Source organism: Streptomyces sp. NPDC056452 (assembly GCF_042796085.1).
Taxonomy (GTDB): Bacteria; Actinomycetota; Actinomycetes; order Streptomycetales; family Streptomycetaceae; genus Streptomyces.
Genome location: NZ_JBHTRI010000034.1, coordinates 26,357 through 50,863 on the forward strand (window position 1 = coordinate 26,357; position 24,507 = coordinate 50,863).

The window sequence follows — 24,507 nt, forward strand, 5'->3', positions numbered from 1 at the left end:
CCTCATGGGGAACCGTGGGGCGCGTGGGAAAACAACGAGCTGGAAAGTCCTCGGCGGGAGTGGTGCGCCGCAACGGGTTCCCCGCACCGTTTGAGGCGACCGGGACCCGCTGAACGGGCCTGACCCTCCGCCCTGACCAGGCAGAACGAGCTCAGGAGGTGAGGTTGCTGGGATGTGGGGCAGGAGGTTCGGCAGCCGAAATGGGAGGTTGCTGTGGAGGGCACAGATCTGGAACTGGGCGAACTGCTGGCCGCTGCTGAGGCCGCCCCGCCCGGTGAGTCCGTCGAGGTGGTGGCCCTCGACCTGCAGAAGCGGTTCGGAGCGCAGTGCGTGTCCTTCCTGTTCGTCGACCTCATCGGCGAACGGCTGGTACGCCTGGCCGCCGCCGGCGACGCAGCCGAGGACCCCGGCGAGCCGATCACGTTGCGGGGGAGCGTCTACGACCGTGTCCTGCGGAGCCAGCGCCAGCACGTGGAAACGGACGGGCAGGGAGGCCGTCGTGTCATCACGCCGGTCACCAACCGGGGTGACCGCATCGGTGTCCTGGAGGTGACGTTGCAGGCCTGCGACGACACCGTGCTCCGACAGGTCCGCGACGCGGCCCACGCACTGGCCTACATCATCGTCACGGACCGCCGCTTCACCGATCTGTACCACTTGGGCCGGCGCACCACCCGGACCAGTCTGGCAGCGGAGATCCAGCATCAGCTGCTTCCCTCGGCGCCCTGCTGCGAGGCGGCAGAGTTCACCCTCGCCGCCGGGCTGATCCCGGCCGACGACATCGGTGGCGACACCTACGACTACACCCTCGACCGCGACACCCTGCACCTGTCCATCACCGATGCGATGGGCCACGACACCAACTCCGCCCTGCTGGCCACCTTGCTGGTCGGAGCGCTGCGACAGGCTCGCCGCAGCGGCTGTGACGCCATCGAGCAGGCCCATCACGCCCACCGGGCCATGCTCAGTCACAGCCGTGGCCTGGCCACCGGGCAGCTGCTGTGCGTCGATCTCGGCACGGGCCTGTGCGAACTGGTCAACGCCGGCCACCCCCGCCCCCTGCGGCTGCGCGACGGCACCGTCGAGGAGATCGAGCTCGCCGTCGACATGCCCTTCGGCGTGGCGGCCCCCACCGGCTATCACCTCCAGGAGCTCCAACTGCGTCCCGGTGACCGCCTGGTCCTGCTCACCGACGGCATGCAGGACCGCAGTGCGGCCGCCGTCGACCTGCCCTCGGTCGTTCACGACACCGGCGCGCTGCATCCGCGAGAGGTCGTACGGAGCCTGACCTGCGCGGTGCTGGACGCCTGCTACGGCAACCTCAAGGACGACGCGACGGTCCTGGTACTGGACTGGCACGGCGGTCCGGTACGAGCAACGCGAACCAGACCTGCCCCGCACCCCTGAACCGCAACGGCCAGCTCACCGGGCGGACCTACGGACGGGAGCGGGGGCGGTGCTCGTCGCACACCGCCCCCGCTCCCCCGTGCGGGGCTATGCCTCGTCGACCAGCGTCCCGTGCAGGCCACGGATGTGTTCCTCGACCAGGTCCGCCGCCTCGGCGCCCCGCCCCTCGCGTACCAGCGCGAGCAGCCGCGTGTGCTGCGCGTTGAGTGCGCCCGCGGTGGCCGGCCAGTCCTCGGCCTCCTCGAGCGCCCGGAGGATCAGCGGACGTACGGACTCGCGCACCGCGGAGGTGAGCGTCGACGTCAGCGCGTTGCCCGAACTCCCGGCGATCAGCACGTGGAAGCGGGTGTCGAGGTCGTTGAACTCGGCCACGCCCACCTCCGGATCTCCCATGCCTACGAGGAGCTGCTCGGCCTCGTCCAGATCCTCGGCCGGGGCGTACCGCGCGGCAGCCTCCCAGCTGGAGCGCTCCAGTACGACGCGCGCCTCGAGCACGTCGTGCAGGCTGTAGCTGCCGAGGGCGAAGTGCAGGCGCAGCAGACGCCCCAGGGCGTCGTCCGGGTTCCGCACGATCCGGGCCCCGGAATCCGGACCCCGGCCCGGCTGCGCGACCAGTACGCCGATGGTCTCCAGCACCCGGAGTGCCTCACGCAGAGCGGAGCGGCTGACTCCGAGCACCGGTGCCAGCTCCCGCTCGGGCGGGAGGCGGTCGCCCGCCTTGAGCTCTCCGGCGAAGACGCGCTCCTCGATGCTCTGGAGGACGAGTTCGTGGGTGCGGGACTGCCGTACGGGTTGCCACTCGACGGGCATCCGCTACTCCCTGCTCCGGGCGATACGCATGATCCGACTATGTCACACAGGGCGTGTGGTCGGACCAAAGACCGAGCGCCGGCGGGAGCGCCGCACGCGGCTCCGGCGGCCTGCGACACCCGTGCGCCCGTAGCCCCGGCCGGAGCTACGGGCGCACCGGGTCAGGCCGTAGCGGGCCGCAGCACCACCGGCAGCTCCCGGTGGCCGTTGGCGATGAACGATGCCTGGGGGACGAGGCGGTCCTCGGGCACGGCGAGCGCGATGTCCGGGAACGCGGCGAACAGCGCCCGGAGCGCGATGTCCGCCTCCATCCGGCCGAGCGGGGCTCCCAGGCAGTAGTGGACACCGTGGCCGAAGGCGAGGTGGTCGGAGGAGTCCCGCGCCGCGTCGAACTCGCAGGCGCTGTCGCCGTGGAGAGCGGGGTCACGGCCGGCGGCGCCGAAGGCGAGCAGGATCGCGTCACCCTTGCCGATCCGGACGTCTCCCAGGTCGATGTCCTCGACGGCGTACCGCAGAGGCATGTGCATGATCGGCGCTTCGAGGCGGAGGGTCTCCTCCACCACATCGTCCCAGCCGACCGCGCCGGACCGCAGCAGGGCGAGCTGGTCCGGGTGCGTCACCAGGGCGAGGGTGGCCTTGGATATGAGGTTGACCGCCGTCTCCGAGCCGGCGCCGATCATGAGGATCAGGGTGGAGACGAGCTGTTCCTCGTCGAGCTTCGCCTCCCCGTCGCGGGCCGCGATCAGATCGCTCGTCATGTCCTCGCCCGGCTCGGCACGTTTGGCCGCGATCAGGGCGGCCATGCAGCCGAACAGGTCACCGTAGTCCGCGGCCGCCTGCTCGGGCGTCGCCCCCGTGTTGAGTGCCGCGTCGATGACCCGGCGCATCCAGGGCCGCATGTCGGCCGGGACGCCGAACAGGTCGCAGATGACCTCGGTGGGGATGACGTAGGCGAACCGGGCGCGGAGGTCGACGGTCTCCCCCGGGGCCGTTTCGCTCAGGTCCTTGATCAGCCGGTCGACGAGGTCCTGCACCCGGGGGCGCAGTGCTTCGGTACGGCGCGGGGTGAACGCCGTGGCGATGAGATTGCGCAGCCGGCGGTGGTCGGAGCCGTAGGAGGTGAAGGCGCTCACCACCCGCACCCAGACGTTCAGGGCCCAGTCCTGGGGTACGCCGTCGAGGGCGGGCCAGTGGCTGCGGGGGTCGCGCGAGACCCTGCGGTCGGCGGCCAGTTCCTTGATGGTGTCGTGCCGCGTCACCGACCAGGCCGTGACCCCACCAGGGAGTTCCACCAGCGTCGCAGACCCCTGGGTGCGGAGACGGGCGGCTTCCGCGTGGAGGTCTGCGCCGGTCGGGTCGAGGACGGGACAGGTTCGGGGTTCCATGTCGGTTCTCCTACTGCAGCGACGGGCGGTTGGGTGGAGGTCGCACGGACAGCGTCGAAGCGCACCGGCAGAGCGGTGAGCGAGCGGTGGAACGGACCGGGGCGCCAGGTGAGTTCGGCGGAGTCCACTTCGAGGACCATGTCGGGAAGCCGGTCCAGAAGCATCTCCACGGCGACTTCGGCGATGACCCCGGCCGTGTCCCTGGCGGGGCAGGCGTGCGGTCCGGCGCCGAAGGCGAGGTGCGAGGTGTTCGCCGCCCGCTGCCCCGCCCCGATGTCCAGCACCGGGTCGGTGTTCGCGGCGGCGTGGCTGATCAGCACGGGGACACCGGCCCGGATCGCGGTCTCGGCACCGGTGCTCCGGTCGCGGAGCGTGTGGTCGTGGACCGCGTAGACGAAGGAGAAGTTGGACAGCGGGGAGTGGAGCCACAGCACTTCGTTGAGCGCGTCGGCGACGGTGAGGCTGCCGCCCGTCAGGTCGCTGGCGAAGCGGTCGTCGGCGAGCAGCATCATCGTGCCGGTCGCGATCCACGCGGACTGGGGCACCGTACCCGCGCCGATCAGGACGACGAGCTGGTGGATCATCTCCTCGTCCGAGAGCGCGGAGGGGTGGTCCAGCAGCCAGGTGGTCACGTCCGCACCGGGGCTGGCTCGCTTCATCGCGATCAACTCGCCGAGACACATGGCGAGTTCGCCGCCGCCCGCCTGGGCGACCGCGGGTTCCGCGTCCATCATCCGCACACAGGCCGCCGCCATCCTGCTGGTGAGTTCGTCCGGGCAGCCGAACAGCTGGGCGAAGACGAGTGCGGGGATCGGGTCGGCGTACCGGGAGACGAGGTCGGCCCTGCCCTCGTGCTCGAACCGGTCGATGAGCTGTCCGGCGCTGCGCTGCACATAGGCCCGCAGCTGATGGGGGTTGACCCGGCCCAGGGCGTCGTCGACCGAGGCGCGCAGCCGCAGATGGCGTTCCCCGTCGGCGAACCAGAGGCTGGGCCGCCAGCCCATCATCGGTACGACCTGGTTGTCGGCCGGGACCTTGCCCTCGGCGAGCGCGGTCCAGCGGCGTGCGTCCTTGCTGAAGTACGGGCTGCGCAGTACTTCGAGTGCGGTCTCGTAACCGGTGATGAGGACGGCCTCGACGCCGGGGGCCAGTTCGACCGGGTGCGCCACGCCCTCCTTCCTCAGCCGTTCGTACGTGGCGTGCGGATCGGCGGCGAACTCCGCCCCGTAGAGGGCGGGCAGTCCGGACGCGGTGTCCTGACCGGGCACGCCCCGGTGGGCAGGACAGCCCGGCGGCGGTGATCCCGGGCCGGTGGGCAGCGTTGTCACGACATCTCCTGGTGGCGGGCGAACAGATGGCGGACGAGCTCGATGAGCGCGTTCTTCGCGGATTCGCGGTCTCGGGCGTCGCACATGATCAGGGGCGTTCCGGGGTCCAGGTCGAGGGCTTCGCGCAGTTCCTCCTCCGGGTACGCCGGAGTGTCGGGGAACCGGTTGAGCGCGACGATGTACGGCAGCCGGTAGCTCTCCACCAGGGCCAGCGCCTCGAAGGACTGGTCGAGGTACCGGGAGTCCCCGAGGACGAGCGCGCCGTAGGCGCCGCGGGCGAGGTCCTGCCAGATCCGGGCGAAGCGCTGCTGGCCCGGCGTACCGAAGAGGTACAGGGCGAGATCGTCCGCGAGCGTCACCCTGCCGAAGTCCAGGGCGACGGTCGTGGTGGTCTTCTGCGGGACACCGCTGTTGTCGTCGACCGTCGCACCGGCCTGCGTCATGAGTTCCTCGGTGCGCAGGGGCTCGATCTCGCTGACGGCACCGATCAGGGTGGTCTTGCCCACGCCGAAGGGGCCGACGACCATGAGTTTGGCGGTCAGCTGCACCGTGTCGCGGACGTAGATGCCGTCAAAGAGCCTGGAGGCCATGCAGCAACTTCTCCAAGATGTGTGCGGTGGTGGGAGCCGCCGCGTCGCCGGATTCCGGGGACTGCGCGTCGGCGGTCCGGGCTGTACGGGTGACGACGTGCCCGGAGTCGAGCAGGTCGCCGAGGACGACGCGTGTGATGGTGAGCGGCTGGCCCAGATGGCCCGCGACCTCGATGACGGACAGATAGCCGCCGCGACACAGCTCGACCACTGCCAGCTGTTCCGGCAGCAGGCCTGCGACCGACCTGCCCGGGACGGTGGTCACCATCGTGATCACGTCCAGGACATGGGTGTTGCGGGTGGGGCGCGCCCGTCCCTGGGTGAGGACGAACGAGCGCACCAGATCGCGCCTGCGCCGCGGGGTCACGTCGGGCTGCCGACGTCCTGGCGCGGTGAACTGCCCATCTCCCGGCCGAGCTGGTCGACCACCTCGTGCATCCGGTAGGCGACCTGCCCGACATCGGCGGCGCCCGAGGTCGCGACCGACAGATAGGTCGAGTCCCCCGCGTGGATGGTGATGACGAAGCCCCCGTCGAACTCGACCAGACTCTGCCGCCAGGAGTCGGCGGGGGCGCGGCAGAACATCGCGGTGGCGCTGCTGGTGGCCTGCACGCCGGAGAGCGCGGCGGCTATGCGGTCGGCCTCGTCCCGGTCGAGTCCCGGGGAGAAGGCCATCACCAGACCGTCGGCGGCGACCAGGATCGCGTCGTACACCTCGGGCTGGTCGAGTACTTGTTTGAGCATCCAGGCGTCGCGGTTCTGAGTCATGCCTCGGGGGTCCCCTCGCTGGTCGGGCGGTGGTCGTGGGCTGCGGCGTGGCTGCCGCGGAGGAAGGCGTCGAGCGGGGCGGCGGCCTCGCGCGGGCTGCGGCGTGCGGTCGCCCGAGCGGGGTCCGCGGGCGCCGGAGTTGCCGCCCGGGCGGCGGGCTGCCTGGTCCGTTTGGGCAGGCCGCCGGCCGTGGTCGCCCTCGGCGGCGCCGCCGCCACCGGTTCACCGGCCTGCCGGGGCACGGCGGGCGCCGGGACGGCTCGGGCCGGTTCGGGGCTCGATGCGGGCGGGGCGTCGGTGAGCAGCGCGGACGGGATGTTCACGACGGCCCGTACCCCGCCGAAGGCCGACGCGGAGTCCACGGACACCGCGAAGCCGTAGCGCCGGGCCAAGGAGCCGCAGGCGGCCAGACCGAAACGCGGCGGGCTGCCGAGACCGGCGACGCCGAGCGCCTCGTCGTGCAGCAGACGGGCTGCCTTCTCGCGCTCGGCGGCGTTCAGTCCGACACCGGCGTCCTCGATCACGACGGCGACTCCGCCGTGGGTGAGCTGGACGTGGACCTGGACGGGGGTGCTGGGGTTCGACGAACGCGTCGCGTTCTCCAGCAGTTCGGCGAGCGTCACGACGAGCGCCTCGACGGCTCTGCCCGACACCGCGCGGGAGTCCTCGATCCGCACGATGTGCACACGCCGGTAGTCCAGGATCCGGCCGACCGCTCCGCGTACGACGTCGTGCAGCGGCGTCGCGTTGTGCTGGCGTCCCGGCCAGGCCTTGCAGATCACGGCCATGCCCACGGCGCGGCGCAGGATCTGGGCGTTGGTGTGGTCGATGTCCATCAGATCCTGGAGGAACTCCGGCGCGTCGTGGCGCTGGTTCATCTCGGTGATCTTCATCTGCTGGTTGTTGGCCAGCCCCTGGAGTTTGCGGGCCACCGCCAGCAGGAGTCCCTGGGAGGACTGTTCGGCGTCGGCCGCCACGTCCCGGTAGAGGGCGAGCACTCCGTCGTGGGTGCGGGCGAACGGCGAACCGGCCAGTTCGGGGTGCAGCGGCCCGGGTATCTCACCCGGCCTGCCCTGCGACAGAACGTCCTTCAGAGCGGGCAGCCGCCGTTCGAGCAGGTGCCGGGTCTCTTCTTCATGAGCACGCAGGGTGCGTTCGAGGAAGGCGATGCGCTCGGCGCGAAGGGCGGCGGAGTTGCGGTAACGCAGCGCCAGGATCCCGGTGGCCATCATGGCCGCGGCCAGAAGCCAGGCGGTCACGGCAGGCAGAGACAGTGTCATCAGTTCCTCGGGCGGAGGCGGGCGGATGGGGTAAGTGGCCGTCTCCCGCGCCCTGCGCGACGGCGAATGCCGCGGCGCTGCAGGGCAGTTCTCGGGCGTCGGCACCAACGGCGCAGGGGCCGGGGCGAGATCCCGCCGGGTCGTTCCGGCGATGCCCGGTCGGGGGCAGGCGGAATACCTCGGGGCGGGCCATCACGGCATCTTCCTGGGCGGCGTGTCCAACGGGCGGTGAGTGCGACGCGGGGTCGCCAGCCACTCGGAGCAACGTCTCCGGAACGCTTCGTGACTACGTCCAAGGATGCTCACCCCACGGCATGGACCGCAACAAGACTGAGCAAAAACATCGAAGGAACGATCACAGTAGGGGTTCAACTCGCCACACTGCGCCACATGTCGGACGAGGCGATGAGACGCCCCGTCGCGCACGCCCGAAGCCGCCCGGCGGTGAACGGTGCCGCGGGCTCGCTCACCGGACACTCCGCCCGCGAGAAGTGACCACGGCCACCCTGTGGGTTTCATACGATTCTCACCCGGTGCGCCTACGGTGCTCCTCGTGACCCAGACGACCCCGCCCGGCTGGCATGCAGACCCCGGGTACTCAGGAATCGGCCCCCGCCAGGAACGCTGGTGGGACGGAAGCCGGTGGACCGACCAGCTCCGCATACCGCCAGCGGCCGTCCGGCGCCGCCGGATACGCATCGGCGCCGGCATCGCCGCCGGTGTCGTCGTGCTCGCTGCCGTCGGCGGCGGCGCCTATCTGCTGGGGGACGACTCCGGCGACCGGGCCGGGACCTCCGCCACGTCCCCCGCACCCGCACCTTCGGGCAACCCGGACCGCCCGGGCGCACCCGGTGGCGGCGAGGAAGGCGAGGACGGCGGCAGCGGGCAGAACCCCCGCGAGCAGGTCCCGACCGAGGAGGGCTACGCGACCGACCTGGCCAGCGGGATCAGCATCCCCGTACCCGACGGATGGGCCGGCCAGTCCGGTCCGGTCGGTGCCGGAGTGACCACCGGGGAGTACACCTGCCCCGGCGACGAGAGCCAGAAGTGCGTGCGCGGCGGCGTGTTCTCCGCCCCCGCACAGGCCCTCAAGAACGCGGCGACGACGGCGAAGGCCGCAGCGGAGAAGGACATCCAGGCCAACTCCGAGGAGTCGTACGGCGAGGAGATCTACGGCGGGATCACCTCGCACCAGCAGCTCAAGTCCGAGGCGGTCACGGTGGCCGGCCAGAAGGGCTACCTGGTGCGCTGGAAGGTGGTGACGAAGAACGGCGACGACGGGTACGTGCAGTCGCTCGCGTTCCCCTCCCCGAACATCAAGGACATGATCGTCCTGGTCCGCTCCGGATTCGACGTCAACGCCAAGGCGCCGAAGGTCTCGGTCATGGATGACATCACCAAGGGCATCAAGGCCGCGACGGGAACGGGTTCCGGCTCCGGTCAGACGGCCTGAGAAGGGCCCTCAACAACGCAGAGGCCGTACCGGATCCTTCCGGTACGGCCTCTGCGGCACGCCTTCGAAGAGTGGGGACACCGGGCCCTTCCGTCCGCCAGGGTTCATCGGATCCACCAGATGATCGCGCCGCCGAGGAGAAGGGCGAGGCAGATACCGAGGTTGGTGCGCCGGTAGGCGAGAAAGATCGCGACGAACTCACGGATCATCGCGCTGGGCCAGAAGTACGAGGCTGTCGCAGAGCCCACCACGTGGCCTCTCACTCCGACCCGCCGCGAGGTCATCGCCGCACGGAACACGTGGTAGTTGTTCGTGACGATCACGCAGCGGTAGTCCGGATTCGCCTTCTCCATAATCGATTTACTGAACCTGAGGTTCTCCTCGGTCGATGCCGAGCGGTCCTCACGTTCGACCAGTTCAGCCGGAAACCCGCGCTCCACCAGGTAGTCGGCCATCGCGTGCGCCTCCGGCAGGTCCTCGTCCGGCCCCTGACCGCCGGAGGTGAGAAGCACCGGCTGCCTCCCTCGCACGGAGAGCCTGGCGTGGACGGCACGGGCCCGTTCGAGACGGCCGGCCAGCAGCGGGGGCACCGAGGAACCGCCCACGAGTCCCGAGCCGAGAACCACCACGTAGTCGGCCTTTCGGCGAATGTGGAGACGCCCGTAGAGGAACGCGTAAGAGATGAAGCAGAGGAAGAGGAACCCGACGTATCCCGCCAGGGCGACGGCCGTCCCCGCCACGATCAGCAACGTGCGGGTGTGAAGGACCCACGCGGCAACCAGCAGCGCGAGCAGCCCCACCAGGACGATTCCTCCCAGCAGTGACAGAAGGTTCGCCGGACTTCGCCCCTCTTTGCGGATCATGGTCACACCGTTGGACACCAGAAATCCGGAGAGGACGATGATGCCCAGCGTCGCGAGGCCGAGGAGCCCGACGACAACTGATCTGCCCAACTGCTCGTCCTCCCGAATGAGTTCGACCAGCCAGGCGGACAGCGCGAACACTCCTGCGAGGCCCAGGAACACGGCGTTGCTGAACCGGCGGCGGTCTCGCAGTACTCCGACGCAGAAGGCAAGGAAGAACAGGACCGCGGGAGCGTAGACCACCATGCGCACATGGTAGGCGGGCGCGAAGGCGGTACCGGGGCCGGCAGGGCGGCAAAGGCGCTGATCCGCGCGGGTCACCGTAGAGGTCGAACGGGCCGGTCGGCACTGCGGGGCCGGCGGATGGACAACTCCGCCGGCCCCGGCCCTCGCAGCGGGTGGGCTCTAGAAGTAGTGCTTGCGCCCGCCGACCGCGCGTCCGCTCGCGCCGAGGATCCACAGGACCGCACCGACGACCACGAGGACGCCACCGACCGTCGTCAGCAACGAGACACCGACGAGCATGCCGATGAGGAGCAATATGACGCCAAGTACAATCATTTCGATTCCGATCTTCACGTCTGCTTCGGTGCGTACGGGCTCTGCACTCGACAGGCCCGCAGCACCCTGTTCCTGCCAGCCGCGCAACCGGTGCCAGGTGGAGTCCTGGCCGTCGCGGGATCGGCGGCTGCAGGACGTTTGTCGTGCTCCCCCCGTGTGCCCTGCTCCCGGCCACCCATGCACGCACACTTCGCGGGCCCTGTGCGGCACGGTCCCGAGCTTGTTTCCGGGGTGGGCCGCGGTGCCGGCGCGGGGCTATTGTTCCGGGCATGAGCGATGTTGATCCCCTGCTGAAGAGGCTGACCGACCGAGTGGAGACGGAGGGGCTCTCCCTGCCGATCACTCTGGTCGTCAACGGCACCACCATCACCGGAGAGGTGGTGCCGCATGCTGTGTGGGCCGATCACATCGCCGAGCAACTCGCCGACTCCGGGAGCCGCGCGAGTGTCTTCTCCGCCGACTTCACGTGGGAGAAGGAACAACCCGAGCGGTTCGGCAACTACATCCATCTGAACGGCGGCAAGGTCGTCGGCGCCGGATCGGTCTTCCCCGAGCACGGCGGGCTGTTCCGCATCGGTCTCGCGGCCGTCAACGGCTGGTTCCTGGGTGAGGTCCAGGTCCACTGACAGCGCGCCCGGTTCGCCGGCCACCACCTCGGTCACCGCCACACGTGAGTCTCCCGAGCCGACACCGGATGAGTTAGCCCCCTCGCGATCGGGGCAGGAGCAATTCACCGGAGCAAAGCGTTGTAGCGAAGGAGGTTCAGAACATGAGTCGGCCGCACATCACGAGGGAACGGGGAACCGAACCCGCCCGGCGCACCACGTGTCCGGCCACGGCCGCACAAGCGCGCGACGACATGCGCGAGTTCTTCTCGGAGCTGTCGCCCGCCCCCACCCAGGAGTGCGTCGACAACGCGGCTCTGGTGGTCTCCGAGCTGGTGACGAACGCGCTACGGCATGCGGGGGGTCTCACCGCGATGAGCCTGACCGCAGACCCGGTCACGCTGGAGATCGTCGTGCGGGACCCCAGCCACGCACCACCCCGCGAGCGCCCGCCGGACCTGGTCGGGGGCGGAGGCGGATTCGGCTGGCCCCTGGTCCGCGCTCTCGCCCGCACGGTCACCGTCAATTTCTCCGGGCACGGCGGCAAGTGCGTACGTGCCGTCCTCAGCCGTTGACCCGACCCGTCGATCCACGTCGAGGTGCACCACGGAGGCCCGGTCCGCAAACGGTCCCGGAAAGCCGAAAGACCGCACCGGAATCACTCCGATACGGCCTCTGACCTGCGACTCTTTCGAGTCGGGACGACAGGATTTGAACCTGCGACCCCTTGACCCCCAGTCAAGTGCGCTACCAAGCTGCGCCACGTCCCGTTGCCCGTCTGACCTGGTCTTTTCCCCTGGCCGAACGCGCATGAGAACAATACCGCACTTGGACGGGTGGTCACGAACCGTTTCCGTCCCTTGACCTCAACCATGCTTGATGTTCAACGCTTGGCGGCATGACGAACACGACTGCCGCCGCGCCGGTCCACGGGTACAGCGACCTGAACCGGCTGATGAGCCTGATGACGGGTGACGAGAAGCACGGGCCCGCCGCGACCTCCACACTCGACGCCCTCTGGGTGCTGTACGACCGGGTGCTGCGGGTCTCACCCGGCACCGTCGACGCCCCCGACCGCGACCGGCTCCTGCTCTCGAAGGGCCACGGGCCGATGGCGTACTACGCCGTGCTGGCCGCACGCGGCTTCTTCGGCGAGGAGCTCCTCCCCGGCTTCGGGTCGTACGACTCACCGCTCGGGCACCACCCCGACCGGCTGCTGGTGCCGGGGGCCGAGATCGGCAGCGGGTCCCTCGGACACGGGCTCCCCCTGGCCGTGGGCAGCGTGCTGGGGCTCCGGGCGCAGGGCCTGACCGACCCGCGCGTCTGGGTCCTGACCGGGGACGCCGAGCTGGACGAGGGCAGCAATCACGAGGCGATCGCCTACGCGGGCCCGGCCGGCCTCGAACAGCTCCACACCCTGGTGATCGACAACGCCTCCGCCTCCCACGCCAGGCCCGGGGGCATCGCCGCACGGTTCGAGGCCGCCGGCTGGTCGGTCCTGAGCGTGGACGGCCGGGACCACGAGGCGCTGTACGACGCCTTCACCGCGCCGCATCCCGGCAGGCCGCACGCCGTGATCGCCCGCGTGACGCCCAAGCACTGAACGCCCCGCCCCGCGCCGCCCCGAGCAGGACGACGCCGAGACAGGACAACGGAGACACTTCCATGGACACCATGCGTGACCGGTTCATCGCCACCACCTCGCGACTGCTGGACGAGGACCCCCGCCTCGCCCTGGTGCTCGCCGAGATCAGCCGGGACGGCTTCGACCGGGCCGAGCGGACGCACCCGGACCGGGTGATCAACGTAGGGATCAGGGAACAGCTGCTCATCGGGGCAGGAGCCGGAATGGCCCTGACCGGGATGCGGCCGCTCATGCACACGTTCGCCAGCTTCCTCGTGGAGCGGCCCTTCGAACAGGTGAAGCTGGACCTGGGGCACCAGGGGGTCGGTGGCGTACTGGTCAGCGCCGGGGCCTCGTACGACTGGCCGGCCGGGGGCTTCACCCATATGTCGCCGGGCGACATCGCCCTCCTGGACACGCTCGACGGCTGGACGGTGCACGTGCCGGGCCACCCGGACGAGGCCGAGGCGCTCGTGCGGCAGGCGGTCGCGGCGGACGGCCGCGTGTACGTGCGTCTCTCCCTCCAGTCCAACGGGAAGGGCCGCCCCGTCGGCGGGACCGGCTTCGGCACGGTCCGGGAAGGAACGGGCGGCGTGGTGATCGCCGTGGGACCGATGCTCGACAACGTGCTCGCGGCGACGCAGGACCTGGATGTGACCGTGCTGTACGCGACCACGGTGCGGCCCTTCGACGCGGCGGGACTGCGCCGGGCGGCCGGCGCGGGCCCCACCGCCGACGTCGTGGTCGTCGAGCCCTACCTGGCGGGTACGTCCACGGCCGCGGCGGGCGACGCACTCGTCGATCTGCCCCACCGCGTCCTCGGGCTCGGGGTGGGCCGGGCCGAACTGCGCAGGTACGGACAGCAGGCGGAACACCTGGCGGCGCACGGCCTGGATCCTCGCGGCCTGCGGCAGCGGATCACGGAGTTCCTGTCCTCCTGAGTACCCCTCAGCCGCCGGCAGCGGGCGGAACGCTCAGCTCCGGGTGGGCGTCGAGCAGCTTGCGCGGGGCGGCCTGCCGCCAGGAGTCGGTGAGGACGGCGGTCAGCTCGACCGCGTCCTCCAGGGCGGCGAGCCGCACCCGCAGCCAGGCGTAGTTGTCGTCGTGGCCCTTGCGGACGAAGAACTTCTCCGGCTCGGAGGCGATCAGCTCGGCCCTGTCCTCGACCGGGCACTTCACACCCATGGTCGTGTCGTCGTCGCCGAGCGCGGCGAAGATCTTGCCCGCCACCCGGAAGGTGGGCTGCCCCCAGGCGAGCTTCTCGGCCGTGTCGGGCAGGGCCAGCGCGATGGTGCGTACGTCGTCGGCGGTGGTGGGCATCGACGGTCCCCGATCCGGTGAGTTCCAGCGGCTGCGGTCGATCCGACCGTAGCGCCCGGCACCGACAATCACGGGAAGTCCCACCGAGCGCTGCCGACCCATTGACCCCGCCGAAGACGTGAACCTACTCTGAACAACGCACTCCAGAAAGCGCTTTCTACACCCCACAGTCGGCTTCAACCGCACAGGGAGCGCCCAATGAGCAGCCGCCCGTTACGGAGCAGTCCCGCGTCCCGCACCCTCCCCCCGCCCCTCATCGCCCTCACCGCGCTTCTGGCGCTGATCCTCGGCCTTCTCGTGGCGTCGCCACCAAGAGCCCAGGCAGCGCCGTTCCGTGTCCTGGTGTACTCCGAGGTCACGAACTTCACCCATGACTCGATTCCCGCCGGGATCGAAGCGGTCAGAAAACTCGGCGCCGAGAACGGATTCGAGGTCGAGGCGACGGACGACTCGGCCGTCTTCAACGACACGGATCTCGCCCGCTTCCAGGCGATCGTGTTCAACAACACCAACTCCACGCCGGAGAAGGGTGACTTGCTGACCGCCGATGAGCGCGCCGCCCTGCAGAAGTACATCCGGGCGGGTGGCGGCTGGGTCGGTCTGCACGCCGCGTCCGCCAGTGAGCGCGACTGGGACTGGTACGAGGGTCTCGTCGGCGCCATCTTCGACCAGCACCCGGCGGTGCAGACCGGCCGCGTCAAGGTCCTCGACCACGCGCACCCGTCCACCAAGGACCTTCCCGACCTCTGGGAACGTACCGAGGAGTGGTACAACTGGCGCACCAATCCGACCTCCAAGGTGCACACACTCGCGCAGATCAAGGTGCGCGACGGCATCGACGGCCTCGACGAGGGTGTGGACCATCCGTGGTCCTGGTGCCAGAACTACGACGGCGGCCGCTCCTGGTTCACCGCGGGCGGCCATGCGGCCTCGGCCTTCCAGGAGGAGGGCTTCGTCAAGCATCTGCTGGGCGGCATCGAATGGGCCGCGGGTGCCAAGGAGGGCGACTGCACGGCCACCCGGACGGGCTCGTTCCAGCGCACTCCGCTGGCCACCAGCGATCTCGCCGACCCGTTCGAGCTGGCCGTAGCCCCCGACCGGCGGGTGTTCTTCGCCCAGCGCACCGGAAAGCTCAAGGTCATCGACCAGGAGACCATGAAGGTGTCCACGGCACTGGACTTCGCATACACACCGGAGATGACCAGCCAGTCGGACGGACTCCTCGGCCTCACCCTTGACCCTGGGTTCGCCGAGAACAACTGGCTCTATCTGCTGCATTCCGACAAGACCGAGAAACGGCTCAACCTCTCCCGCTTCACCGTCTCCGGGAACACCGTCGATCCCGCGTCCGAGAAGCGCCTGCTGACCATTCCGACCTTGCGCGGCGAGGGCAGGGCCAACTCCCACATGGCCGGCTCCCTGACCTTCGACAAGGCAGGCAATCTGTACGCGGCGACGGGCGACAACACGGACCCGTTCGCCTCCGACGGCTTCGCGCCCATCGACGAGGGCGAGGGGCGCCGCGCCTGGGACGCACAGGGCACCTCCGGCAACACGAACGACCTGCGGGGCAAGGTTCTCCGGATCACTCCGCAGGACGACGGCACGTACACCGTGCCCCAGGGCAACCTCTTCGCACCGGGCACGGACAGGACCCGCCCGGAGATCTACGCGATGGGCATGCGCAATCCGTTCCGGATCACGACGGACCCGCTGAGTGGTGCGCTGATGGTCGCGGACTACGGCCCCGACGCCAGGCAGGCCGTCGCGGGACGGGGACCCGAGGGGACGGTCGAGTACACCCGGATCACCGAGGCGGGGAACTTCGGCTGGCCGTACTGCACGGGTAACAACACCCCTTTCAACGACTACGACTTCACGACGAAGACTTCGGGTCCGGCCTTCGACTGCGACGCGCTCGTCAACGACTCGCCGAACAACACGGGTCTGCGCGAACTGCCACCCGCCCAGCCGGCCACCGTCTGGTACGCCTACTCCGCGTCCGCCGAATTCCCGGAGCTCGGCACCGGGGGCGGCGGCCCGATGAGCGGTCCCGTCTACGACTACGACCCGAAGAACACCTACCGCACCAAGTTCCCCGAGTACTTCGAGGGGAAGTGGCTCAACTACGAGCTGACCCGCCGCTGGTTCAAGACCTTCTCCTTCCAGCGGGAGGGACAGACGTTCTCGGATCCCAGGTTCGCCCCTGTGGCGGCCGGCGATCTCCAGTCCATCAACGGCGTCTTCGCGGACATGGAGTGGAACCAGCCGTTCGACGCCGACTTCGGCCCGGACGGGGCGCTGTACGTCATCGACTTCGGGCTCGGCAGCGGTACGGGCCGTGGCGGCAGCAACGAGGGCGCGGGCATCTACCGCATCGACTACGTCGGTGACGGCCGACTGCCCGACGCGAAGATCACCACCGACCGGGACAACGGCTCCGCACCCCTGACCGTCGCGTTCTCCAGCGCCGGATCCGGACTCCCGGGCGAGCAACCGGTCACGTACGCCTGGGACTTCGACGGCAACGGCAGCACCGACTCGACGGAGGCGAACCCCTCGTACACCTACCGGTCCAAGGGCCTGTTCACGGCGCGCCTCACGGTCACCGGGCCGGGCGGTCTGACGGCGCTCGCGGTCCAGGACATCACCGTCGGCAACAACAGACCGCAGGTGATGATCCAACAGCCGCCGGACGGCGGGATGTTCAGCTTCGGTGACACCATTCCCTTCACCGTGAAGGTGAAGGACAAGGAGGACGGCCGGGACGCGCCGATCGACTGCTCACGGGTCGTGGTGCAGTCCCAGCTCGGCCACGACACGCATCTGCACCCTCTCGACAACTACACGGGGTGCACGGGGGAGATCGTCACGGATGCCGGTGACAGCCACGGCCCGGGCCAGAACCTCTATTACGGGATCACCGCGCAGTACACGGACAAGGGTGCCCCGGACGCCCCCGCGCTCACCGGCTCGACCTCACTGACGCTGCGCACCGCGTTCCGGGAGGCCGAACACTTCACGTCGACCGGAGGCACGCACGACGGAGTGGTGGTCGCCGACCGCGCTGACGCCTCGGGCGGCAAGCGGCTGACGGAGATCGAGGACGGTGACTGGGTCGCCTTCGATCCCGTGAACCTCAAGAACATCACGTCGGTGACGGTCGGTGCGGCTTCCGGCGGTCTCGGCGGGACGGTCGAATTCCGGGCCGGTTCACCGGACGGCCGGCTCCTCGGCTCGGTGACCGTCCCGAACACCGGCGGCTGGGGCACGGTCGTGTCGCCGACGACGGCCCTCGCGAACCCGGGCAGCAGCACCAAGCTCTACGCGGTGTTCACCAACCCCGGGTGGAGCAGCGAGAAGGCCGATCTGTTCGCGGTCGACTGGCTGCATTTCAACGGCTCCGGCGTGGAGAAGAAGCCCGGTACGAAGGTCGGTGTGAAGGCGGCCCCTGCCGGCGGTGGCGCGCCGCTCGCGGTGTCGCTGAGCAGTGTGGTCCAGCCGGTGAGCGGGCGCACGATCGCCTCGTACCACTGGGACTTCGGCGACAACACGGATCCGGCCACCCCGGAGGGCGCGACCGCCACGCACACCTATGCCCGCGCGGGTGCGTACACCGCCCATCTGACGGTGACCGACGACAAGGGCGACACCAGCACCGGATCGGTCCGGATCGACGTGAGTGGAGGTCAGTGACGGCATGAACGGCACACGGAGAGCGTTTCTCGGTTCGGCCCTGGGCGTCGCCGCAGCCGCGGCAGTGGGTACGGGGACGGCGTCGGCCGCACCGTCCGGCTGCCGCAGGCGGATCCCCCCGTCCGGCATCGGTATGCACCTGTACACGATGCGTACACCGCTGGCCACGGACTTCGGGGGCACCCTGGAGCGGCTCGCCGAGATCGGCTACGCCACGGTCGGGGTGAGCGGGCGGCACGGCAACAGTGCGGCTGACATCCGCCGCATGCTCGACGGGACCGGGCTCGAGGCAGTCCTCGAACACGTCGCGTACGACATCGTGAAGGGAGCGGGGCTGCCGCAGGCGCTGGAGGACATCCACACGCTCGGCGGCCGGTGGATCGTGGTGCCCAGCCTGCCGGGATCCCTGCACTCGCCGGCCGGATACCGGGAAGTGGCCCGGGAGTTCAACAGAGTGGGACAGGTCGCGCGCGAGGCCGGTCTGAAGCTGCTCTACCACAATCACGGCAGCGATCACGAGGTCGTGGACGGGGTGAGCCTGTACGACATCCTGCTCGCCGAGACCGATCCCGAACTGGTCGGATTCGAGCTGGACCTGTACTGGGCGGCGAACGGCGGGGCCTCGGCTCCCGGTGAGCTCTTCGTACGCCATCCCAGGCGTTTCCCCGCACTCCATGTGAAGGACATGGCGCCCGACGGGGGCTTCGAGGATGTCGGGTCGGGCGTGCTGGACTTCCCGGCGATGTTCGACACGGCGCGGCGGGGCGGGGTGAAGCAGTGGCTGGTGGAGCACGACGCGCCGGCTGACCCGTTCGCCTCGGCTCTTGCCAGCTATACGTATCTGTCGCGACTGCGGTACTGAGGCGCGGCGCGGACCGGCCCGGGGGGAGCGTTCACCCCCGGGGCCGGTCCGCGTTCTCAGTGAGCGGCGAGCAGCTCCCCGTACCAGGCGAGGGTGGCGTCCAGGGCTTCCGGGAGCGGCGTCGGGACCAGCCCGTACGCCTCCTCGATCGCCGAGGAGTCGAGCGTCTGCCCCTCGGTGTGCTGGTAGAACATCTCGGCGTACTCCGCCATGAAGACCTCGTCGAACGGGCCGAACGGACGGGGTTCGCCGACGACCGTGATGTTCAGGGGGCGGCCGACGCGCTCCTCGGTCATGGCGAGGATCTGCCGGGTCGTGAGCGCCGGAGCGGTGGGCAGGTGCCAGACCCGTCCGTCACCGTCCGGATTCTCGCCGAGGGTGGCGAGTCCCGCGGCGACATCCCCGATGTACGTGTAGCTGTGCGGCAGATCGATGTCGCCGAGTGCCGGGACCTCTCCCCCGGTGAGCGCGGCGGGGAAGACGGCGCCGCCCAGCGTGGAGTTGAGGACGCCGGGGCCCACGAAGTCGGCGGACCGGCCCAGCACGACACGGATACGGCCCTCGTCGTGCGCCGCGAGGTAGCGGGCGTCCAGCTCGGCGCGCATCACGCCCTTGCGGGTGGTCGCGTTCCACGGGGTGTCCTCGGTCATCACGGCTCCGTGCGTCCGTCCGTAGGGGTAGAGCGTGTCGAGAACGACCAGGCGGGCGCCGGTCGCCTCGACGGCGGCGACGACGGCTTCCTGGATCCGCGGCATGACCTCGACCTGGAGGTGGTAGCCGACGTTGACGCAGTGGTAGACGACGGCCGCGCCCTCCACGGCGGCGCGGGCGCCTCGCGCGGTGGCCACGTCGGCGGCGAACCGGTCGACGCCCTCCGTCTCGGGGCCCGTCCCGGACCGGTCGACCAGCCGGACCCGGTGGCCCCGCGTGACGAGCTCGCGGGCCAGTGCGCTGCCGGCCGGTCCGGCGCCGAGCACGGTGTGGAGGTCGGATACGGCGGTCATGGTGGGCTCCTTCGCCTCGATGGACTGCTACGACTTCTTGCAACTGTTAGAGACTGTAACTCCTGCGATGATGAATCACAATCCCTCTTGTTAGACTCCGTAACGAACGTGAGTGCAGATAGCAGTCGACGAGGATCGAGGAGCCGGGGATGGCCTCAGCCCAGCAGGGCCCGCGCGCGAGGTACCGGGAGCAGACCCGGTCGGAGATCAAGGAAACGGCCCTGCGGCAGCTGGCCGAGTCAGGTGTCGGCGCGCTCGCACTGACCCGCATCGCCAAGGAGATGGGACTGTCGGGCCCGGCGCTCTACCGGTACTTCGCCAGCCGTGACGATCTGCTGAGCGCCCTGATCAGGGATGCGTACGACGACGCCGCGACGGCCGTCGCAGGCGCGGCGGCCGAGGCCTCGGCCGCCGCGCAGGGCCCGCGCGAGCGGCTGCGGACGCTCGCCACGGCCTACCGGGCCTGGGCGGTGGCCGAGCCGCACCGCTATCTGCTGATCCAGGGCGCACCGGTACCCGGCTATGTGGCCCCGGACGACACGCGGGACCGGGCACGCGCGGTCCTCGGGCCGTTCCTGGCGGTCTTCGCGGAAGGGGATCCGGGGGCGGAGGTGACCGCGCTGGTGGCGGAGATGGCGGCCTGGCTCGCGACCGACGAGGCGGTGGGCGCCTGGGTCGCCGAGTACGCGGCGGACGCGGCCGGGGACACGCCTGCGCGCGCGCTGGCGGGCGCCGTGCTCGTATGGGCCCAGCTGCACGGCTCGGTGGGACTGGAGGCGGCGGGCCAGTTCGCCGGTATGGGGCATCACGGCGACACCCTGCTCACCGCGCAGATGGGTGTGCTGGCGGACGCGTTCGCGCTGTCCTGAACCGGTGTCCGGGGCAGGGCCGCAGGCACGTGCGGGCGCCGGACCAGGGTGCTCCCCCGGCCCGGCGCTCCGTGTCAGTCGTGCGCCGAGGCCGCGCCCAGCAGATCGCGGATGTGCGTGGCCGCCGCGTGGAACTCCGGGCGCCCGAGGGTCTCGCTGTACTCGCGCTCGGCGGGCAGACCCACCTCGATGATCTCGGCGACGGTGCCCGGACGCGGACTCATCACCACCACTCTGTCGGCCAGGTAGACCGCCTCGGAGATCGAGTGCGTCACCAGGATCACGGTGGTTCCGGTCTCCCGCCAGATCCGGTTGAGCTCCATGTTCATCTGCTCGCGCGTCAGTGCGTCCAGCGCGCCGAACGGTTCGTCCATCAGCAGCACCGGCGGTTCGTGGAGCAGGGCCCGGCACAGGGCCACCCGTTGCTGCATCCCCCCGGACAGCTCGTGGGGGTACGCGTTCTCGAAGCCGCCGAGGCCCGTCATCCGGATCAGGTCGTCCGCCCGCTCGCGTGCCACGGCCGGAGCCATCTTCCTGATCTCGGCCTGGAGCAGGATGTTGCGGAGCGCGGAGCGCCATTCGAGGAGAGCGGCGCGCTGGAACACGTAACCGATGTCGTGGCGCGGCCCCTTGACCTGCTCCCCGCCGACCCGGACGTCACCCGCGGACGGGCTCAGCAGTCCGGCGACCAGCTTGAGCAGGGTCGACTTGCCGCATCCCGAGGGGCCCACGACGGCGACGAACTCGCCCGGCGCCACATCGAGCGACACCCCCTGGACCGCCGTGACGTCGCGGTCCCTGCCGCGGAACCTGACCGAGACGTCGGTCAGTCCGACGGCAGGGGTGCCCTGCGCGGCTCCGTCGGTCGCCCGCTGTCGCGTCCTCGCGTCCTCCTTCGACATCGTCATCCCTTCAGCGCCGACTTCTGGTCCCAGTAGTCCGACACGGCCTTGGGCTTGCTGACCATTCCCGCCTCGGCGAAGACGTCGACGGTCTGCTGCCAGTCGGCGTCGGTGTTGACTCCGGGCGCCTTGCCCTGGGTCGAGGCGGTGTGCAGCAGGGTGAGCGTCGTGGCGAACTGCTCCGCCAGGACGGTCTTCGGCGGCAGTTGCTCCGAGGCACCCTCCATCGAGCTGACGGCGGGCTCCGGAGCCTTCTCCGCCGCGGCCCAGGACTCGCTGACCGCCTGCACCATGCGCTTGGCGAGATCGGGCTGGGACGCGAGGATCTTCTGACCGGCGAGCAGGCCGTTGGAGTAGAAGTTCAGCCCGTGCTCGGAGAAGCGCAGATAGGACACGGGCTTGGCGGCCTTGTGCTGCATGGTGGGGCCCTGGTCGCTCGCATATCCGAGCAGACCGTCGGTCTTCCCGGAGATCACCGCGGCGATCTTGCCCGCCGGGTCGGTGTTCTGGACCTTGACGTCCGAATCGCTCAGCCCGTTCTTCTTCAGGAAGATCGGGAAGGTCTTCGACAGTGCGTCACCCGCGGTGCCGGCGATGGTTGTGCCCTTCAGATCCGCGGGCGTCTTGATGCCCTTGGCGTCGAAGGACTGCACCGAGGCGGGGGTGGTCTGGAGGAAGACACCGAGGCTCTTCACCTTGACGCCGCTGTCGACCCCGGCGAGCAGGGCAGGGGTGTCGGCCCAGCCGAAGTCGGTCTGCCCGGCGGCGGTCGCCTGCACCGTCTTCTGCGAACCCTGGCCGGCCTGGATCTTCAGGTCGATGCCGTGCTTCTCGAAGATCTTCTGCTGCTTGCCGTAGTAGAACGGCGCGTGCTCGCCGTACGGATACCAGTTGAGTGTCAGCGTGACCTGGTCGAGCTTCTTGCCGGAGTCGCTGGTGGTGGTCGCCGGATCGTTCCCGCCGCAGGCGGTGACCATCAGGACAAGGGGGACGACACCGATCAGGAGTCTGCGCGCATGCATGGGCTTGGCCCTTCTCACGACGAGGTCAGTACGAGGTGGTGGCAGAGGTTTCCCTGCGGCTGGCGTGCCACGGGAGCAGGAGTTTCTCGGCGATCTCGACGGCGACGAAGAGCACGACGCCGATCAGGGACATCACGAGCAGCCCGGCGAACAGCATCGGGGTGTCGAGATTGCCGTTGGCCTGGAGGATGACGTAGCCGAGTCCTTCGTTGGCGCCGACGAACTCGCCGACGACCGCGCCGGTCACGGCCAGCGTGACCGCGACCTTGAGCCCCGAGAAGAGGTGCGGCAGCGAGGCCGGGAAGCGGATCTTCACGAAGGTCTGCCAGGGTTTGGCGCCCATGGTCGCCGACAGCTGGAGCATCTCCGGGTCGACCGCCTTGAGCCCGGTGACCATGGAGATCACCACAGGGAAGAAGGCGATGAGGACAGCGATGAGGATCTTCGGCGCGATACCGAATCCCAGCCAGACGACGAACAGCGGGGCGATCGCGATCTTGGGGACGACCTGCGCGAAGAGCAGGATCGGATAGAGCGTCCGCTCGACGGTCGACGAGTAGACCATGATCACGGCAGCCAGTACGCCGACAGCCACCGCGATGAGGAAGCCGAGCAGCGTCTCGTAGGTGGTCACCCAGGTGTGCTGCCACAGGTAACTCGTCTTGCCGGTCAGCACGTCGAGCGTCGCGCCGGGTGACGGTACGAGATACGGCTCCACGAGCTCGGCCGCCGCGATCACCCACCAGACGGCGAAGCACGCCAGCAGCAGCGCGACCGGACGCCAGCTCTGCTCGGCCGCGCGGGCGAGCCGCTCCCCCACGGAGGGCCCCGCTCGCCGGGTGACTCCCGCGATCTCTGCGGGGCTCTTGGCCAAAGCGCTCTGGCTCACTGCAAACTCCCTGCATTCGTAGGCGGGTTGGGGATTGCCGGGTAATTTTCAGGTGCCTGAGAAGGCGCTTTCAGAAAGCGCTTTCTGGTAAGGTCTGGCCACGCTAATGACTCATGGCGCGCAGGGTCAATAGGTCGTCCCGAAGTTCGGGGCTCTGCCACCACCGCACCCTCGGGGGTCGAGTTGAGTGAACGGGAAGCACCGGACCGGCCGGTTCCGCCGGACCGCGTACGAACGGCGCATGTGACCCTCGACGCCGTGGCCCGCGAGGCCGGGGTCTCGCTCGCCACCGCGTCGCGTGCGCTCAACGGCACCACCCGGGTCCGTGACGACCTGCGGGAGCGGGTGCGCTCCGCGGCCGGCCGGCTCGGCTACATCCCGAACGCCCACGCCCAGGTTCTGGCCGGCGCCGGCAGCAACCGTACGGTGGGCGTCATCTGTCACGACGTCAGCGACCCGTACTTCGCCGGGGTGGCCAGCGGCGTGATGCGGGCGGCTGCCGAGCAGGGCCTCCTGGTGATGCTGGCCTCGACCTTCCGTGAACCGTCCCGGGAGATCGCGTACGTGTCCATGCTGCGGGCCCAGCGGGCCCGGGCGATCCTGCTGATCGGCTCCGGCTTCCAGGACCGGGCGTGGGAGCGCGCCATGGACGCCGAACTGGCACCCTACGTACGCGTCGGCGGCCGGGTCGCCGTGGTCAGCCGGCACCGCAGTCTGCGGGTGGACACCGTGCAGCCGGAGAACCGTGCGGGTGCGGCCGCGCTCGCACGGTCGCTGGTGGCGCTCGGGCACAGGAGTTTCGCGGTGCTCACCGGACCTCCGTCGCTGACGACGGTCTCCGACCGGCTCGCGGGATTCCGGGAGGGGCTCGCGGAGGCGGGTATCGCTCTCGAGGTGGTCGTGGAGGGCGCGTTCACCCGGGAGGGCGGCCATGAGGCCGCGCGCCGGCTGCTCGCCCGCGAAGGGCCGAGGCCGACGTGTGTGTTCGCGGTGACCGATGTGATGGCCGTCGGTGCGCTGGCCGCGCTCCGGGAGGAGGGGCTGGAGGTACCGGGGGACGTGTCGTTGGCGGGGTTCGACGACATCCCCCTCGTACGGGAACTGTCGCCGCCGCTCACGACGGTGGCGCTGCCGCTCACCGCGATGGGCGAGAGCGTGATCGCGCTGGCGCTGCGCGAACCGGGGGGCTGGCAGCACCGTTCGCGGGTGGTCCGCGTCGAGGGCGAGGTCGTCCTGCGTGCCAGTACGGGCCGGCCGCCGGCGGGGTGA

Annotated in this window: 24 protein-coding genes and 1 tRNA gene; 10 read left to right on the forward strand and 15 right to left on the reverse strand. The window is 70.0% G+C overall.

The window, feature by feature from the left end:
• Nucleotides 1-213: 213 nt before the first annotated feature.
• Nucleotides 214-1,407, forward strand: coding sequence for a PP2C family protein-serine/threonine phosphatase (locus ACFQ6X_RS28380; protein WP_383185493.1), 1,194 nt, complete (start codon nt 214-216; stop codon nt 1,405-1,407).
• 87 nt (nt 1,408-1,494) lie between these two features.
• Here ACFQ6X_RS28380 and ACFQ6X_RS28385 read toward each other — a convergent pair whose 3' ends face one another.
• The 7 genes from ACFQ6X_RS28385 to ACFQ6X_RS28415 all read right to left on the reverse strand — a co-directional run bounded on the left by ACFQ6X_RS28385 (nt 1,495) and on the right by ACFQ6X_RS28415 (nt 7,568).
• Nucleotides 1,495-2,217 (reverse strand): FadR/GntR family transcriptional regulator, encoded by a 723-nt coding sequence (locus ACFQ6X_RS28385; protein WP_383185495.1) that lies wholly within the window; start codon nt 2,215-2,217, stop codon nt 1,495-1,497.
• A 161-nt stretch (nt 2,218-2,378) separates the two neighbouring features.
• Nucleotides 2,379-3,476: a cytochrome P450 gene (locus ACFQ6X_RS28390; protein WP_383185497.1), complete on the reverse strand. Its 1,098-nt coding sequence runs from the start codon at nt 3,474-3,476 to the stop codon at nt 2,379-2,381.
• Nucleotides 3,473-4,930 (reverse strand): cytochrome P450, encoded by a 1,458-nt coding sequence (locus ACFQ6X_RS28395; RefSeq protein WP_383185499.1) that lies wholly within the window; start codon nt 4,928-4,930, stop codon nt 3,473-3,475. The genes ACFQ6X_RS28390 and ACFQ6X_RS28395 overlap by 4 nt, the downstream gene beginning before the upstream one ends.
• Nucleotides 4,927-5,520: an ATP/GTP-binding protein gene (locus ACFQ6X_RS28400; RefSeq protein WP_383185501.1), complete on the reverse strand. Its 594-nt coding sequence runs from the start codon at nt 5,518-5,520 to the stop codon at nt 4,927-4,929. The genes ACFQ6X_RS28395 and ACFQ6X_RS28400 overlap by 4 nt, the downstream gene beginning before the upstream one ends.
• Nucleotides 5,501-5,887 carry a DUF742 domain-containing protein gene (locus tag ACFQ6X_RS28405; protein ID WP_383185502.1) on the reverse strand — a complete coding sequence of 129 codons (387 nt, stop codon included), beginning with the start codon at nt 5,885-5,887 and terminating at the stop codon, nt 5,501-5,503. The genes ACFQ6X_RS28400 and ACFQ6X_RS28405 overlap by 20 nt, the downstream gene beginning before the upstream one ends.
• The gene (locus ACFQ6X_RS28410; protein WP_329205238.1) at nt 5,884-6,288 is read right to left on the reverse strand and encodes a roadblock/LC7 domain-containing protein; all 405 of its coding nucleotides are present in this window, start codon (nt 6,286-6,288) and stop codon (nt 5,884-5,886) included. The genes ACFQ6X_RS28405 and ACFQ6X_RS28410 overlap by 4 nt, the downstream gene beginning before the upstream one ends.
• A complete protein-coding gene (locus tag ACFQ6X_RS28415; RefSeq protein ID WP_383185504.1) occupies nt 6,285-7,568 on the reverse strand; it encodes an ATP-binding protein in 1,284 nt (427 codons plus the stop codon). Before ACFQ6X_RS28415 ends, ACFQ6X_RS28410 begins: the two co-directional genes overlap by 4 nt.
• Before the next feature lie 553 nt (nt 7,569-8,121).
• On the opposite strand from ACFQ6X_RS28415, the gene ACFQ6X_RS28420 reads away from it, so the two are divergent.
• Nucleotides 8,122-9,021, forward strand: coding sequence for a DUF2510 domain-containing protein (locus ACFQ6X_RS28420; protein ID WP_383185506.1), 900 nt, complete (start codon nt 8,122-8,124; stop codon nt 9,019-9,021).
• Between the two features lie 104 nt (nt 9,022-9,125).
• On the opposite strand, the gene ACFQ6X_RS28425 is transcribed toward ACFQ6X_RS28420, so the two are convergent.
• A complete protein-coding gene (locus tag ACFQ6X_RS28425) occupies nt 9,126-10,130 on the reverse strand; it encodes a YdcF family protein (RefSeq protein WP_383185508.1) in 1,005 nt (334 codons plus the stop codon).
• A 159-nt stretch (nt 10,131-10,289) separates the two neighbouring features.
• On the reverse strand, nt 10,290-10,445 hold the full coding sequence (locus tag ACFQ6X_RS28430; protein WP_383185510.1) for a hypothetical protein: 156 nt from the start codon (nt 10,443-10,445) through the stop codon (nt 10,290-10,292).
• Between the two features lie 269 nt (nt 10,446-10,714).
• On the opposite strand from ACFQ6X_RS28430, the gene ACFQ6X_RS28435 reads away from it, so the two are divergent.
• Both ACFQ6X_RS28435 and ACFQ6X_RS28440 read left to right on the forward strand, forming a co-directional pair.
• Nucleotides 10,715-11,071, forward strand: a complete 357-nt coding sequence (locus ACFQ6X_RS28435; RefSeq protein ID WP_383185512.1) for a hypothetical protein — start codon at nt 10,715-10,717, stop codon at nt 11,069-11,071.
• 143 nt (nt 11,072-11,214) lie between these two features.
• Complete coding sequence (locus tag ACFQ6X_RS28440) at nt 11,215-11,625, forward strand: ATP-binding protein (RefSeq protein ID WP_383185514.1); 411 nt, start codon at nt 11,215-11,217, stop codon at nt 11,623-11,625.
• Nucleotides 11,626-11,746: 121 nt separating this feature from the next.
• On the opposite strand, the gene ACFQ6X_RS28445 is transcribed toward ACFQ6X_RS28440, so the two are convergent.
• Nucleotides 11,747-11,820 (reverse strand) — tRNA-Pro (locus tag ACFQ6X_RS28445).
• A gap of 128 nt (nt 11,821-11,948) precedes the next feature.
• Between ACFQ6X_RS28445 and ACFQ6X_RS28450 the strand changes: the two genes are divergently transcribed.
• Nucleotides 11,949-12,653, forward strand: a complete 705-nt coding sequence (locus ACFQ6X_RS28450) for a transketolase (protein WP_383185516.1) — start codon at nt 11,949-11,951, stop codon at nt 12,651-12,653.
• Nucleotides 12,654-12,715: 62 nt separating this feature from the next.
• Nucleotides 12,716-13,615: a transketolase family protein gene (locus tag ACFQ6X_RS28455; RefSeq protein ID WP_383185518.1), complete on the forward strand. Its 900-nt coding sequence runs from the start codon at nt 12,716-12,718 to the stop codon at nt 13,613-13,615.
• A 7-nt stretch (nt 13,616-13,622) separates the two neighbouring features.
• On the opposite strand, the gene ACFQ6X_RS28460 is transcribed toward ACFQ6X_RS28455, so the two are convergent.
• Complete coding sequence (locus tag ACFQ6X_RS28460) at nt 13,623-13,994, reverse strand: MmcQ/YjbR family DNA-binding protein (RefSeq protein ID WP_383185520.1); 372 nt, start codon at nt 13,992-13,994, stop codon at nt 13,623-13,625.
• A gap of 198 nt (nt 13,995-14,192) precedes the next feature.
• Here ACFQ6X_RS28460 and ACFQ6X_RS28465 point away from each other — a divergent pair, with 198 nt between their 5' ends.
• A complete protein-coding gene (locus ACFQ6X_RS28465; protein ID WP_383185522.1) occupies nt 14,193-17,690 on the forward strand; it encodes a ThuA domain-containing protein in 3,498 nt (1,165 codons plus the stop codon).
• Between the two features lie 4 nt (nt 17,691-17,694).
• Nucleotides 17,695-18,552: a sugar phosphate isomerase/epimerase family protein gene (locus tag ACFQ6X_RS28470; protein WP_383185524.1), complete on the forward strand. Its 858-nt coding sequence runs from the start codon at nt 17,695-17,697 to the stop codon at nt 18,550-18,552.
• Between the two features lie 56 nt (nt 18,553-18,608).
• On the opposite strand, the gene ACFQ6X_RS28475 is transcribed toward ACFQ6X_RS28470, so the two are convergent.
• Nucleotides 18,609-19,556, reverse strand: coding sequence for an NAD-dependent epimerase/dehydratase family protein (locus ACFQ6X_RS28475; RefSeq protein ID WP_383185526.1), 948 nt, complete (start codon nt 19,554-19,556; stop codon nt 18,609-18,611).
• A gap of 149 nt (nt 19,557-19,705) precedes the next feature.
• Between ACFQ6X_RS28475 and ACFQ6X_RS28480 the strand changes: the two genes are divergently transcribed.
• The gene (locus ACFQ6X_RS28480) at nt 19,706-20,425 is read left to right on the forward strand and encodes a TetR/AcrR family transcriptional regulator (protein ID WP_383185528.1); all 720 of its coding nucleotides are present in this window, start codon (nt 19,706-19,708) and stop codon (nt 20,423-20,425) included.
• A gap of 74 nt (nt 20,426-20,499) precedes the next feature.
• On the opposite strand, the gene ACFQ6X_RS28485 is transcribed toward ACFQ6X_RS28480, so the two are convergent.
• The 3 genes from ACFQ6X_RS28485 to ACFQ6X_RS28495 are packed head-to-tail and all read right to left on the reverse strand — an operon-like array spanning nt 20,500 to nt 23,238.
• Nucleotides 20,500-21,333, reverse strand: coding sequence for an ABC transporter ATP-binding protein (locus ACFQ6X_RS28485; RefSeq protein ID WP_383185530.1), 834 nt, complete (start codon nt 21,331-21,333; stop codon nt 20,500-20,502).
• Nucleotides 21,330-22,349, reverse strand: a complete 1,020-nt coding sequence (locus ACFQ6X_RS28490; RefSeq protein WP_383185532.1) for an ABC transporter substrate-binding protein — start codon at nt 22,347-22,349, stop codon at nt 21,330-21,332. The genes ACFQ6X_RS28485 and ACFQ6X_RS28490 overlap by 4 nt, the downstream gene beginning before the upstream one ends.
• A gap of 25 nt (nt 22,350-22,374) precedes the next feature.
• Nucleotides 22,375-23,238 carry an ABC transporter permease gene (locus ACFQ6X_RS28495; RefSeq protein ID WP_329205264.1) on the reverse strand — a complete coding sequence of 288 codons (864 nt, stop codon included), beginning with the start codon at nt 23,236-23,238 and terminating at the stop codon, nt 22,375-22,377.
• A 243-nt stretch (nt 23,239-23,481) separates the two neighbouring features.
• On the opposite strand from ACFQ6X_RS28495, the gene ACFQ6X_RS28500 reads away from it, so the two are divergent.
• Entirely contained in the window at nt 23,482-24,507 is a 1,026-nt protein-coding gene (locus ACFQ6X_RS28500; RefSeq protein WP_383185534.1) for a LacI family DNA-binding transcriptional regulator, read from the forward strand.